This window comes from Microbispora sp. H10830 (assembly GCF_014161375.1).
In the GTDB taxonomy this organism is placed as follows: domain Bacteria; phylum Actinomycetota; class Actinomycetes; order Streptosporangiales; family Streptosporangiaceae; genus Microbispora; species Microbispora catharanthi.
The window spans coordinates 197,145-209,580 of record NZ_JABBWX010000009.1 but is presented as its reverse complement, the minus strand read 5'-3'; the positions used below and the strand labels follow the sequence as shown (position 1 = coordinate 209,580).

Genomic DNA, 12,436 nt, shown 5'->3' with positions numbered 1-12,436 from the left:
GGGTTCAGGCGGTCCGGTGGGGGTCCAGGCGGTCACAGTACGGCGGCGAGCGAGCCGGTCATCAGGCGGCGCCATCCGCCGTCCATGATGGAGCGGGCCCGCCGCTGCATCTCGTTGCCGGGGTCGAAGCCCTCGTGGGTGAGGAACAGCCGGGTGCCCCGGCCTTCGGGTTCGAGCGTCCAGGTGATCGTCCAGTCGGCGCCGCCAGGGCTCGCGGGGTCGGCGTCGCGCCAGCCCAGCCGGAGCATGCGCTCGGGCTCGAAGGCCAGCACCTCGGCCTGGACGGTCCCGGAGAACCCGGTGCCGGGCATGGCCGTCCCGCCCATCGTGTAGCGGTGTCCCACGCTGAGGCGGAAGTCGCCCGGCATGAACCACCGAGCGAGCAGGTCCGGGTCGGTCAGGGCCTGCCACACGCGGGCGGGCGGGTGCGCCAGGTATTCGTCGAGGCGCAGCACGGTCGGGTCGTCGGCGTCGGTCATGGTCTCTCCTCGTCCTGGTCCGTCCGGGGGCCGCTGCCGCTGTCGTGCGGGCGGCCTCCGGCGCCGGTTTCGTCTGTGGTTTCGGTTTCTGTGGTTTCGGTGTCGTCGAGCAGGTGGCGCAGGGCGGACAGCCTGTCGCGCCAGAACCGCTCGTAGGGGTCCAGCCAGTCGCGGACCCGTACCAGCGGGACGGGCTCCAGACGGTAGAGCCGGCGCCTGCCGTCCCTGCGTTCGCTGACCAGGCCCGCCTCGCGCAGCACCCGCAGGTGCTCGGAGAAGCTGGGCCGGGCCATGGAGAAGCAGGAGGCCAGCTCCTGCACGGACTGGGGGCCGCGCTCGCGGAGCAGGCGCAGCACCTCGCGCCGCACCGGGCTGGCGAGTGCGGCGAAGATCTCGTCTTCCGCCGGTGACGACTGCCGTACGGCGGTGGGGGTGACGTCCACGACCCCATAATAGGTAGGAAATTTCCTACCTGTCATCTCCAGTGGGCTTCACAGTCAGGAAACGCGCTGGAAACACGACCCAGTCAAGATGGGGACTCGTGATCAGGGCCATTCTGTTCGACCTCGACGAGACCCTCTTCGATCATCGCCGGGCGGTCGCGCACGCCGCGACCCGCTGGACCGAGTCGGTCTGCCCCGGTCACGAGCTGCTGCCGGAGACGCCGGCGCTGTGGCTCGACCTGGAGGACAAGCACGTCCCCGCGTGGCAGGCCGGGGAGTGCTCGTTCGCCGAGCAGCGGCGCCGGCGGCTGCGTGAGTTCTGCCGGCGGCTCGGGCTGCGCGAGCCGTCCGACCCGGACGCGGCCTTCGCCGGCTTCCTGACCCACTACGAGTCGGCCTGGGCCGCCTTCGCCGACGTGCCCGAGACACTGGACGCGCTGGCTGCCCTCGACGACGCCCCCGTGCTGGGCGTGCTCACCAACGGTGTGGCCGTGCAGCAGGAGGCCAAACTGCGCCGCATCGGGCTGATGGACCGCATGGAGGTGGTGCTGACGCCCGACACGCTCGGCGCGTTCAAGCCCGTCCCGCGGTGCTACCACGAGGCGGCGGCGAAGCTCGGCCTGCGCCCGCAGGAGGTGCTCATGGTCGGCGACAACCTCCTGCTCGACGCGGTCGCCCCCACCCGGGCGGGGATGCGCGGGGTGTGGCTCGACCGCTACCGCGCCGAGCCCGGCACCTCCTCCCCCGCCGTGACGAGGATCACCACGCTGCGCGACCTGCCCGACGTGCTGGCCGCGCTGAGTCCGCGCCTGCTCGGCCCGTCGCGCGCCGCCTGAACCGCGAAAGGCTCAGCCGCGCAGGCCGGTGGCGGCGACGCGGTGGCGGGCGAAGCCGAGCCGTTCGTAGACGACGACGGCCGCCTGGTTCCAGTCGTCCACCATCAGCGCCGCGCGCCCGTGCTCCGCGAGCAGCGCGGACGCCACGAACCTGCACACCCGCTCCCCCAGCCCGCGTCCCCGCGCCGGTGCGGCGGTCGCGACGCCGGCGAGCAGGCCCACCGTCGGCGCGGACCACGCGTCGGCCGCGACCGCCAGCAGAGCGCCCGAGCCGTCCCGGACGCCGGCCCAGCGGCGTACGCGCGGCAGGCCCGGCACGGCGTAGGAGTCGGGGCTGGCGGCGGCGAGCAGCGCCGCCACCTCCGGGGCGGCGGAGTCCGCCAGCCAGGAGGCCGCCCCCTCCCGGGCTGTCGCCTCGTGACGGGGCGGGGCGAGCTTCTCGGTGCCCATCCAGGAGAAGCGGACCGCCGGCTCCAGCTCCGGCACGGCCTCGACGACCTGTTCGATCAGCGCGGCGTCGCCGAGGGGCCGGTACGACGGCCCGGCCTCGGCCAGGGCGTGCCGCACAAGCGGGACGACCTGGGCGGCCGTGCCCCGCACCACCAGGCGGTCGCGCCGGGACGCCCCGGGGCTGGCCACCGCCACCGCGTCCCCGTACGCCCAGGCACGTACGCCGGGCCGCATGCCCTGCGCCGCCCACACGACGAGGTCGTCGTCGCCCGAGGCGGCGACGACCTCGGCCTCGCTCACCAGTTCACGCACGCGCGTCCCTAAAGGATCGCGCCCGGGACGTAGGCGGCGTCATCGGGATGGCGCGCGGTGATCTCGCCGACCCGCGCGGTCACGGCCGCCACCTGACCGGCGGCCGCGCCCGCGAAGGAGGCCCGGTCGCCCAGCAGCGTGTCGAGCTCGGCCCGGCCGAGCGGGAAACGCTCGTCGGCGGCCAGGCGGTCGAGCAGCTCGTTGCCCACGCCGCGTGATCGCATGGCCAGCGCCGAGGCGACCGCGTGCTCCTTGATGATCTCGTGGGCGGTCTCGCGGCCGACCCCGGCCCGCACGGCCGCCATGAGCATCTTGGTCGTGGCGAGGAACGGCAGGTAGCGGCCCAGCTCGGCCTCGATGACCGCCGGGAACGCGCCGAACTCGTCCAGCACGGTCAGCATGGTCTCCACCAGGCCGTCGAAGGCGAAGAACGCGTCGGGCAGGGCGACCCGGCGGACGACGGAGCAGGACACGTCGCCCTCGTTCCACTGGTCGCCGGCGAGCTCCCCGGCCATCGAGGCGTACCCGCGCAGGATCACGGTGAGGCCGTTGACGCGCTCGCAGGAACGGGTGTTCATCTTGTGCGGCATCGCCGACGAGCCGACCTGGCCTTCCTTGAAGCCCTCGGTGACCAGCTCGTGCCCGGCCATCAGGCGGATGGTCTTGGCCAGGGAGGACGGCGCGGCGGCCAGCTGCACCAGCGCGGTCAGCACGTCGTAGTCCAGCGAGCGGGGGTAGACCTGGCCGACGCTGGTGAAGCGGCGGGCGAACCCCAGGTGCGCGGCGACGCGGTCCTCCAGCGCGGCCAGCCGCTCCTCGCCGCCGAGCAGGTCGAGCATGTCCTGCGCGGTGCCGACCGGGCCCTTGACTCCGCGCAGCGGGTAGCGCTCCAGCAGGTCCTCCAGCCGTTCGTAGGCCACCAGCAGCTCGTCGGCGGCGGTCGCGAAGCGCTTGCCGAGCGTGGTCGCCTGCGCGGCGACGTTGTGCGAGCGCCCCGCCATGACGGTCGAGGCGTGCTCGGCGGCCAGGCGGCCCAGGCGGGCCAGCAGCGCCACGACCCTGCCGCGCACCAGCAGCAGGCTGTCGCGGATCTGCAACTGCTCGACGTTCTCGGTCAGGTCGCGGGAGGTCATGCCCTTGTGGACGTGCTCGTGCCCGGCCAGGGCGTTGAACTCCTCGATGCGGGCCTTCACGTCGTGCCGCGTGACCTTCTCCCGCTCGGCGATGGAGGCCAGGTCGACCTGCTCGGCCACCTTCTCGTAGTCGGCGATCGCCTGCTCGGGCATCTCGATCCCGAGGTCGGCCTGGGCCCTGAGCACGGCGAGCCAGAGCCGGCGTTCCAGCACCACCTTGTGCTCGGGAGACCACAGACGGGCCAGCTCCGGCGAAGCGTAACGGGCGGCCAGGACATTCGGGATACGCGGCTTGGCATTCACGTTGGCCCAGTCTATTGAGCCCGTTCCTTCCGGCTGTCCGCAGGTGCCGGACACGCACGGGGGGCCTCACGCCACAGGCTCGGCCGCCCGCGACTCCCGAGCGCCCCGGCCGCGCAGGCGGTCCATCTCACGCCACTGCGGCAGCAGCGCGGCCAGGTTGGTGGTCAGGAAGTACGCCGCGCCGGCCGTCAGCAACACCGGTGCGAGCCCGGACCACGCCACCGCGGCCCCGGCGATCAGCCCGCCCAGAGGGATGCCCGCCCACGCCATCGAGTCGCCCAGGGCGTTGACCCGGCCGCGCAGGCCGTGCGGCACCCGCTCGAAGGCGATCGCCCCGAGGATCGGGTTGAGGAAGCCCCCACCGGCCCCGCTCACCGCGAAGACCGCCAGCGCCGCCCACATCGGCGGGTCGGCGGCCAGCACCAGGAACCGCGGCGCCCCGGCCAGCAGGAACCCGGCGAAGAACACCACCCGGCGCGGCATCCGGTGCGCGACGGCCGCGGCGACCAGGCTTCCCGCGACCGCCGTGGCGCTCCACACGCCGTTGCTCAATCCGATCGCGGTCGGGCCGTTGCCGGATCGCTCGGCCCACACGGGCAGCAGGACGGTGTTGAACGCCGCGTCCAGCAGGTTGGTGATCCCGACCATGACGATGATGGTGAGCAGCAGCGGTTCGCCGCGCAGGAAGGCGAAGCCCTCGCCGAACCGCCGCCAGTAGCCGGAAGCGGCCGGGGCTTCGTCGGCCGGGTGACCCATGCCGCGCGGCAGGGCCAGCGAGATGATCAGCGACCCGAGGGCGAAGCACGCGGCGTTGAGCACGAGACCGGTCAGCGGGCCCAGCAACGCCACCAGGAGGCCGCCGGCCGCCGGACCGACGGTCGAGGCCAGCCGCTCGGTCACGCCGGACAGGCCGGTGGCCCGCTCCAGCGGCACGCCGGCTCGCTCGGCCGCCTCCGGGATCATCACCTCCTTGGCCAGGTCGCCGGGGCCGCGTACGGCGCCGATCACCGCGACCAGGGCCAGCAGCACGGGGAAGGACAGCAGGCCCACGGCGTGCAGCAGGGGAATCGCGCCGGCCGCGGCCGCGCTGACCGCATCGGTGCTCCAGGAGACGACCCGCGGGCCCGCCCGGTCCACCAGCGGTCCCGTCAGCGCCTTGACCACCACGTACGGAGTCATCTCGCAGAAGGCCACCAGCCCGGTCTGGGTGGCGCTGCCGGTCGTGACCAGAACGAACCACGGCAGCGCGATGGCCGAGACCCGGGTGCCGGTCAACGCGACCGCCATGGCCGCGAGCAGCCCGCCCAGCGGCCGCAGCCTGCGCGCGCGGGAAGAACCTCCGGTGGACGCGTCCTCTTCCGTCATCGGGCGTCGTCTTCCTGAGCGATGGGCGCGTCCAACTCGGGCAGGATGTGCATGATCACCGACACCCGCTCGGCGTCGTCCGGGGCGCCGGCCGCCTCCGGGCTGTCCCTGCGGTACCGCGTCACGACCGCCCACAGCTCCTCCCGCAGGGCGGTGGCCTCCTGCGGGGTCAGCCGCAGCGCCCAGTCGCTCATGTCGGCCGCGTTCCGCCATGCGCGCGGCATCGTCTGGAGCTCGTTGATCGTCCGCTGGGCGCGCATGGTGTAGATGGCGGCGACGGACTGCAGGTACGCCAGCGTCGCCTCCGGCTCCCGCTCGGCCAGGTCCAGGTCGTCGAAGTGCGTCGACTGATGGACCGCACGCCACCAGCGTTCCCGCGCGTTCCCGCGCCCGGCGTCCTCCTCGACGAAGCCGGCGGCGGCGAGCCGGCGCAGATGGTAGCTGGCCGCGCCGGAGTTGATGCTCAGCAGCTCGGCGAGCCGGGTGGCCGTCGACGGGCCGTGCTTGCGCAGCAGGCCCACCACCTGCACGCGCACCGGATGCGCGAGGGCGCGAAGCCCCTTGGCGTCGAGGACGACCGCGTCCTCCGCGTTCGGAGAGAAGGGCGTCTCGCCAGGATCACTCATGCCCCCACCGTAAACCGCAAACAGTTCTTCGCAAAGACTCCTTCGCGAAGAACCGTTTGCGGTTATATCTGTGTGGCGGCCGGGCTCACTTGGCCGGTTCGAGGGCCTCCTCGCCGTACACGGTCAGGTCACCGTCGCCGTCGCCCGACGCGGGCTGCTTCGGCGTACGGCGCATGCGCTCCTTCAGCCGCTCCACCATCGTGTAGAGCGTCGGCACCAGCACCAGCGTGAGCAGCGTCGAGGAGATCAGGCCGCCGATCACGACGATGGCCAGCGGCTGGGAGATGAACCCGCCCGAACCGGTCACGCCCAGCGCCATCGGGGTGAGCGCGCAGATCGTCGCGATCGCGGTCATCAGGATCGGGCGAAGCCGCCGCCGGCCGCCCTCCATGACCGCCTCCACCACGCCCAGCCCCTGCTCGCGGTACTGGTTGATCAGGTCGATCAGCACGATCGCGTTGGTGACGACGATACCGATCAGCATCAGCATGCCGATCAGCGCGGGCACGCCGAGCGCCGTGTCGGTGATCAGCAGCAGCCCGATCGCGCCGGTGGCCGCGAACGGAATCGACACCAGCAGGATCAGCGGCTGCACCAGGCTGCGGAACGTCGCGACCATGATCATGAAGACGATCGCCACCGCGAGCAGCATGGCCACCCCCAGATCGGCGAACGCGTCCTGCTGGTCGGAGCTCGCACCGCCGATCTTGTACGTCACCCCGGCCGGCAGCGTCAGCGTCTTCAGCTTGTCGGTGACCTTCGTGGTGATCGCACCCAGGTTGGACGCGTCGGCCGTGCCCGACACCGTCGCGGTGCGGTCGCCGTCCTGCCGGGTGATCTGGGTCGGGCCGTCGGCCTTCACCACGTCGGCGACGTCGCCGAGCTCCACCATGCCCGTCGCCGTGGGAATCGCGATCTTCCTGATCGCCGCGATGTCGTCGGGCGCGTCACCGCCGGCGCGCAGGATCACGTCGCTGGAGCGGCCGTCGACGTCGATCGAGCCGATCGGCGCGCCGCGGAACGCCTGCGCGACCAGCTGCCCGATCCCGGCCTCGGTCAGGCCCCTGGCGGCGGCCTTCTCCCGGTCCACGTGCACCTCGACCCGCGGGACGCTGTCTTCGAGGTTGGAGGCGACGTCCCGCAGCCCGTCGATCCCGGCCATGGTGTCGCGCACCGTGGTGGCCGCCGTCTTCAGCGCGGCCTGGTCCGCGCCCTGCACGATGACCTGCACCTGGTCGGAGTTGAACCCGCCGCTGCCGCCGACTGTGATGTCGCCGATCCCCGTCAGGCCCTTCAGCCTCTCCCGCAGCCGGTCCTCCAGGGCGGAGGTCTCCACGTCCTCCTTCAGCGTGACCGAGAACGACGCGCGGTCGGAGCCGCCGCCGACCCCGCCGAGGAAGCGGTTCCCGCCGCCGACCGTCACCTGGTAGGACTTCACGCCCCCGTCGGCCGCGAGCACCGCCTCGACCTTCTTGGCCGCCGCGTCGGTGGTCGCCAGGTCGGTCCCGGCCGGCATCCGCTGGCTGATCTGCGTGGTGTCGTTGCCCGAGTTGTCGAGGAAGTTCGTCTTCAGGTTGGGCGCCAGCGCCATCGTGGCGACGAACACCACCACCCCGATCAGCACCGTGACCAGGCGCCGCCGCGTCGCGAACCGCAGCACCGGCAGGTAGATCCGCTGCAGCGGGCTGCGCAGCTCCCTGCGCTCGGCGTCCTCGCGTACGGCCTGGGCCTCCTGCGGTGTGAGCGCCGGCGCCTTGAGGAACCAGTACGCCAGCACCGGGATGACGGTCAGCGCCACCAGCAGCGACGCCAGCAGCGCCACGGTCACCGTGATCGCGAACGGGCTGAACAACTGCCCCACCATCCCGCCGACGAAGGCGATCGGCAGGAACACCGCGACCGTCGTGAGCGTCGAGGCGGTCACCGCGCCGGACACCTCGCGCACCGCGTCGAGGATCGCCCGCCGCTTCTCCTCGCCGTAGGCGAGATGGCGCTTGATGTTCTCCAGCACCACGATCGAGTCGTCGACCACCCGGCCCACCGCGATCGTCAGCGCCCCCAGCGTCAGCAGGTTCAGCGAGTAGTCGCCGATCCACAGCGCGATCAGCGCGATCACCACCGACAGCGGGATCGAAACGGCCGTGACCAGGGTCGAGCGGACCGACAGCAGGAACACCAGGATCACGAGCACGGCGAACGCCAGACCCAGCAGGCCCTCGGTGGTGAGGTCCTCGATGGACCGCTCGACGTACGGCGCCTGGTCGAACACCACGGTCAGCTCGGCGCTGTCGCCGAGGGCGCGCGTCAGGTCCGGCAGGGCGTCGTTCACGTCGTGGGAGATCTGCACGGCGTTGCCGTCGGGCACCATCGTGATCGACACGCCGAGGCTCGGGGTGCCGTTGGTGCGGGTGAGCGTGGCCGCGGAGGCGTCCTCGACCTTGATGTCGGCCACGTCGCCGAGTTTGACCGGCTTCGGCCGGGCCGCGGCGGCCCGCGCCTGAGCCTGCGCCGCCGACGACGCCGCGCCCTGCCCGGCGGCAGCGCTCTGCCCCGCGCCCTGTCCTGCGGACTGTCCGGCGCTCGCGCCGGCGCGCTGCCCTGCCGCGGCACCCTGCCCTGCCGCGGGCGCGGCGGGGGTCAGGTAGAGGTTCTCGAGGTCCTTCACCGTACGCACCGGGTCGCCGATCTGCACGGTCAGCGACTTGCCGTCCTCGGTCAGCGTGCCTGCGGGGATGGACACCCCGTTGGCCCGCAGGAGGTCGGGGATGGCCGCGGCCGACAACCCCCGCAGGGCGAGCCTGCCCTGGTCGGGGGTGATGACCACCTGTTCCTCGCTGGCGCCGCTGACGGTGACGTCCCGGACGCCCTCGATCGACTGCAGCTCCGGCACCATGATCTTGTCGATCTTGTCGACCATGGCGTGCTGGTCGCCGCCGTCGCCCACCGCGATCGCCATCACCGGGATGTCGTCGGTGCTGCCCGCGACCACCTGCGGATCGACATCGGCCGGAAGCTGCGCCTTGATACGGCTCACGGCCTGTTGCATCTTCCCGATCATCTGGTCGATGTCGGTGCCGTACTCATAGGCCACCTGCACCTGGGACATCCCCTCCCGCGAGGTGGAGGTGATGTCGGTGACGCCGGCGATACCCTGGAACGCGCTCTCGATCGGTTTGGTGACCTGCTCCTCCACGATCTCGGGAGCGGCACCCGGATAACTCGCCACCGTGAACGCCGCCGGGAACTCCAGCGACGGGAAAAGCTGTTGCTTCAGCGAGGGAATCGCGAACAAGCCGAAACCCGCGAGCACCAGCGTGATCATGATCACGAGAGTGCGGTTGGCAAGGCTCAGCCTGGCCAAGGAGGTCATCCGAGCTCCTGACATCGGGGGAAGTGTTTGCCCAAGCCTAACACTTCGCCTTGTCCGAACATTCAGCTGTCGCATTAACGGCTGGTAACCTCTTGACCCGAGAGGTGACAGTGAACGACAGCCCAGCCGATCGCCGCGCCGGAACCGGCGCGGCGGCCACCCCCCGCCCGCAGGACGAACCCGCCACCCTCAGGGAGAGCGGTGAGGACCCCGAGCGCGGATGCCTCATCGCCCGCCTCGCGGAGCTGCAGCGCAGCATGGGCCGGTTCTTCGCCCGCGACCGCTCGATGCCGCTGCTGGCCTCCACTCTCACCATGCAGCAGCTCAAGGTCGTCATGTTCCTGTCGTTCGCCGGGTCCACCTCCGGGCAGGAACTCGCCCGCCACCTCGGCGTCGGCCTGGCCACCGTCACCGGCATCGTCGACCGCGTGGTCGCCCAGGGCCTGGCCAGCCGTCACGAGGACCCCCACGACCGCCGCGTACGCCGCGTCCAGCTCACCGAGGCCGGACGGCGGCTCACCAGCGAGATCATCGAAGCCGGCACCGGCGGCTACATCCGCCTCCTGCGGCGCCTCGACACCGAGACCCTGCGCACCATGGAGACGGTGATGCGCAAGATCGAGGACGTGATGCGCGAGATGCACGCCGAAGACGCCGAAGACGCCGGTCCCGCCTGACCCGTCCGCAGGTCCCGCCCCGGCCTGCTGCTACCTTCCGGCGATATGCCGATCTACATCCAGGAACTCTTCTCCCTCAACGGCCGGGTCGCCCTGGTCACCGGAGGCAGCTCCGGCATCGGATACGCCATCGCCGAGGCACTCGGACGCGCCGGCGCGGCCGTGGTCCTGGTCGCCCGGCGGCGCAAGGAACTCGCCGAGGCCGTCGGCGGGCTCGAAGGCCACGGCGTGCGCGCGGCCGCGATCAGCGCCGACCTCGGCGACCGCGCCGACGTCGCCCGCGTATGCGAGGAGGCGGGCGATTTCTTCGGTGAGATCGACATCCTGGTCAACGACGCCGCCAACAACATCCGAAGGCCCATGGCCGAACTGACCGTCGACGACTACGACCAGACCATCGCCGTCAACCTCACCGCGCCGTTCCTGCTCGGGCAGCACTTCGGTCCCCGCATGGCCGCCCGGGGCCGGGGGCGGATCATCAACATCGGCTCCCAGCAGTCGATCAGCGCCTTCGGCGACAGCGGCGTCTACGGCGCGGCCAAGGCCGCCGTCTGCGGCCTGACCCGTTCCCAGGCCGAGGCGTGGTCGGCGCACGGGGTCACCAGCAACACGATCATCCCCGGCTTCGTCCTGACCCCGCTGACCGCGCCCGCCCAGGCCGTCCCCGGGCGGGTGGAGCAACTGGCCGCCAGGTCCATGACCGGGCGCAACGGCGTCCCCGACGACTTCCGCGGCGTGGCCGTCTTCCTCGCCTCCGACGCCTCGTCGTACGTCACCGGCCAGGCCATCTGCGTCGACGGCGGCTTCAGCGTCCACTAGCGGCGCCGTCGCCGCTCGTCCGCGATCGGGGTGGTGCGACCGCGGCAACACACCCCGACCGCGTGGTCGAGCGTGTCCGGCCGAGCCGGCAGTCGTATGCCGCGACGCCACCGCGAACCGGCGGACACTGCCGGCTCCGGTGACGAGTGCGCGTTGATCATCGGTCTACCTGCGGGTTTCCGGGGCCGTGGGCGAGAGCTGATCGCTACTTGGCCCCGCGCCGCAGCTACGGAGATCCAGGCCGGGTATGAGGGTCACGTCCCGGCGGAAGCGGACGAGCGACAGCGAACGCCGGGTCAGGAACAGGAAGGCACCTACCGAGATGTCCCGCTCCCGCACGCGCGACCCGCGCGACACCAAGGTCCCCGCGATGGGCCTCTCGACCCGGCGGCTGGCCATGGTCGCGCTCGTGATCAGCGCGGCGGGGATCACGCTCGCGCGGCCCGCGATCGCCCGTGTCGCCCCGCATCACCCGCGCGAGGGACTCACCGCCCTCCGCAACCCCGGCCCGGGCGGAGGCGGCGGTCAAATGATCAGAAGGGGGCGCTCGGGTGGCGGACAGGTGATCAAGGGAGGGCGCGCGGGCGGTGGCCAGGGGCACTCCGGCGCGGGCCGTTCCAATCAGAACCTGACCGGCGTCGTCAGCCCCGCCTTCGTCCGGGGACAGGCACAGCAGGCCATCACCGACCAAGGCGGGTTCGAGGTGCAGGCCACCTTCTGCGGATCCCAGCCGGACGTCTGCTGGATCGGACAGAACATGCCGGTCCGCCACGGGTCGTGACACCGCGGCGACCCGGGCGCGTCAGCGCGCCAGGCTGGGCGTGAGCTCGTCGGCCACCGGCCGGGTGACCCTCCGGCCGATCAGCGCCATGAGCTTGCGCGGCCGGCGCGGCATGAGGTGAGCCATCATCAGGGTGCCCCGGCCCGGTGCCACGTAGCCGCGGTCACGGTCGAAGGCCCTCAGGGCCGAGGTGACGACCTGGTCGGGTGTGGTCATCTTGGCCCCGATGGCGGCCTTCCTGGTGCCGATCCGGTCGAAGAACGCCGTCTCGACCGGTCCGGGCGTGACGGCGAGCACCTTCACGCCGCTGCCGCGCAGTTCGCTCCACAGCGCGAGGCTGAAGTTGAGCACGAAGGTCTTGGACGAGCCGTAGGTGGCGAAATACGGGGTGATGCTGAAGCCGGCCGTGGATCCCACGTTGATCACCCCGCCGGCGCCCCGCGCGAGCATCCCGGGCACGAACGCGTGCGTCAGCCCCACCAGCGCGACGACGTTGACCATGAGCTCCCGATGCTCGCGTCCGGGGGCGATCTGAGCGAAGTGACCGGCCGTGCCGAAGCCCGCGTTGTTGACGAGCAGATCCACCGTGAGTCCGCGGGCGGCGACCTCCTCGGCGACCCGCGTGGCCGCGTCGGGGGCGGACAGGTCCTGGACGATCACCTCGGCCCGTACGCCATGGTCGCGGCGCACCTCGTTCGCGAGCGCTTCGAGCGCCGGCGCGGACCTGGCGACCAGGACGACGTCGTGGCCGCGGGCGGCGAGCCGGCGCGCGAATTCGGCGCCGATGCCGGAGGAAGCTCCGGTGACGAGGGCGGTTCCCTGAGAAGTCATGAGCAGAAAGG

12 protein-coding genes are annotated in these 12,436 nt (G+C 72.0%); 4 read left to right on the top strand and 8 right to left on the bottom strand.

What is annotated here, in order from left to right; translation table 11 throughout:
* Nucleotides 1-32: 32 nt before the first annotated feature.
* A complete protein-coding gene (locus HHX35_RS23420; RefSeq protein ID WP_182900891.1) occupies nt 33-479 on the bottom strand; it encodes an SRPBCC domain-containing protein in 447 nt (148 codons plus the stop codon).
* A complete protein-coding gene (locus HHX35_RS23415; RefSeq protein ID WP_310739254.1) occupies nt 476-922 on the bottom strand; it encodes a metalloregulator ArsR/SmtB family transcription factor in 447 nt (148 codons plus the stop codon). The genes HHX35_RS23420 and HHX35_RS23415 overlap by 4 nt, the downstream gene beginning before the upstream one ends.
* A gap of 98 nt (nt 923-1,020) precedes the next feature.
* Here HHX35_RS23415 and HHX35_RS23410 point away from each other — a divergent pair, with 98 nt between their 5' ends.
* Nucleotides 1,021-1,758: an HAD family hydrolase gene (locus HHX35_RS23410; protein ID WP_182900889.1), complete on the top strand. Its 738-nt coding sequence runs from the start codon at nt 1,021-1,023 to the stop codon at nt 1,756-1,758.
* Nucleotides 1,759-1,770: 12 nt separating this feature from the next.
* Here the strand turns inward: HHX35_RS23410 and HHX35_RS23405 are convergent, their stop codons facing one another.
* The 5 genes from HHX35_RS23405 to HHX35_RS23385 all read right to left on the bottom strand — a co-directional run bounded on the left by HHX35_RS23405 (nt 1,771) and on the right by HHX35_RS23385 (nt 9,317).
* The gene (locus HHX35_RS23405; protein ID WP_220505762.1) at nt 1,771-2,520 is read right to left on the bottom strand and encodes a GNAT family N-acetyltransferase; all 750 of its coding nucleotides are present in this window, start codon (nt 2,518-2,520) and stop codon (nt 1,771-1,773) included.
* An 8-nt stretch (nt 2,521-2,528) separates the two neighbouring features.
* Nucleotides 2,529-3,956: an adenylosuccinate lyase gene (gene purB / locus HHX35_RS23400; RefSeq protein ID WP_182900888.1), complete on the bottom strand. Its 1,428-nt coding sequence runs from the start codon at nt 3,954-3,956 to the stop codon at nt 2,529-2,531.
* Nucleotides 3,957-4,022: 66 nt separating this feature from the next.
* On the bottom strand, nt 4,023-5,321 hold the full coding sequence (locus tag HHX35_RS23395) for an MFS transporter (RefSeq protein ID WP_182900887.1): 1,299 nt from the start codon (nt 5,319-5,321) through the stop codon (nt 4,023-4,025).
* A complete protein-coding gene (locus tag HHX35_RS23390) occupies nt 5,318-5,947 on the bottom strand; it encodes a helix-turn-helix domain-containing protein (RefSeq protein ID WP_182900886.1) in 630 nt (209 codons plus the stop codon). The genes HHX35_RS23395 and HHX35_RS23390 overlap by 4 nt, the downstream gene beginning before the upstream one ends.
* 85 nt (nt 5,948-6,032) lie before the next feature.
* Nucleotides 6,033-9,317 carry an efflux RND transporter permease subunit gene (locus HHX35_RS23385; RefSeq protein ID WP_182900885.1) on the bottom strand — a complete coding sequence of 1,095 codons (3,285 nt, stop codon included), beginning with the start codon at nt 9,315-9,317 and terminating at the stop codon, nt 6,033-6,035.
* A 110-nt stretch (nt 9,318-9,427) separates the two neighbouring features.
* On the opposite strand from HHX35_RS23385, the gene HHX35_RS23380 reads away from it, so the two are divergent.
* From HHX35_RS23380 to HHX35_RS23370, 3 genes are all read left to right on the top strand, one after another.
* Nucleotides 9,428-9,994, top strand: a complete 567-nt coding sequence (locus HHX35_RS23380; RefSeq protein ID WP_310739253.1) for a MarR family transcriptional regulator — start codon at nt 9,428-9,430, stop codon at nt 9,992-9,994.
* Nucleotides 9,995-10,039: 45 nt separating this feature from the next.
* Nucleotides 10,040-10,813 (top strand): SDR family NAD(P)-dependent oxidoreductase, encoded by a 774-nt coding sequence (locus HHX35_RS23375; protein WP_182900884.1) that lies wholly within the window; start codon nt 10,040-10,042, stop codon nt 10,811-10,813.
* Between the two features lie 322 nt (nt 10,814-11,135).
* A complete protein-coding gene (locus tag HHX35_RS23370) occupies nt 11,136-11,594 on the top strand; it encodes a hypothetical protein (protein ID WP_182900883.1) in 459 nt (152 codons plus the stop codon).
* 21 nt (nt 11,595-11,615) lie between these two features.
* On the opposite strand, the gene HHX35_RS23365 is transcribed toward HHX35_RS23370, so the two are convergent.
* On the bottom strand, nt 11,616-12,425 hold the full coding sequence (locus tag HHX35_RS23365; RefSeq protein ID WP_182900882.1) for an SDR family oxidoreductase: 810 nt from the start codon (nt 12,423-12,425) through the stop codon (nt 11,616-11,618).
* Between the last annotated feature and the right edge of the window lie 11 nt (nt 12,426-12,436).

Excerpts from the sequence above, each read along its gene's own strand:
- HHX35_RS23420 (WP_182900891.1), bottom strand. The coding sequence starts at position 479 with ATGACCGACGCCGACGACCCGACCGTGCTGCGCCTCGACGAATACCTG.
- HHX35_RS23395 (WP_182900887.1), bottom strand. The coding sequence starts at position 5,321 with ATGACGGAAGAGGACGCGTCCACCGGAGGTTCTTCCCGCGCGCGCAGG.
- HHX35_RS23390 (WP_182900886.1), bottom strand. The coding sequence starts at position 5,947 with ATGAGTGATCCTGGCGAGACGCCCTTCTCTCCGAACGCGGAGGACGCG.
- HHX35_RS23385 (WP_182900885.1), bottom strand. The coding sequence starts at position 9,317 with ATGACCTCCTTGGCCAGGCTGAGCCTTGCCAACCGCACTCTCGTGATC.
- HHX35_RS23375 (WP_182900884.1), top strand. The coding sequence starts at position 10,040 with ATGCCGATCTACATCCAGGAACTCTTCTCCCTCAACGGCCGGGTCGCC.
- HHX35_RS23370 (WP_182900883.1), top strand. The coding sequence starts at position 11,136 with ATGTCCCGCTCCCGCACGCGCGACCCGCGCGACACCAAGGTCCCCGCG.
- HHX35_RS23365 (WP_182900882.1), bottom strand. The coding sequence starts at position 12,425 with ATGACTTCTCAGGGAACCGCCCTCGTCACCGGAGCTTCCTCCGGCATC.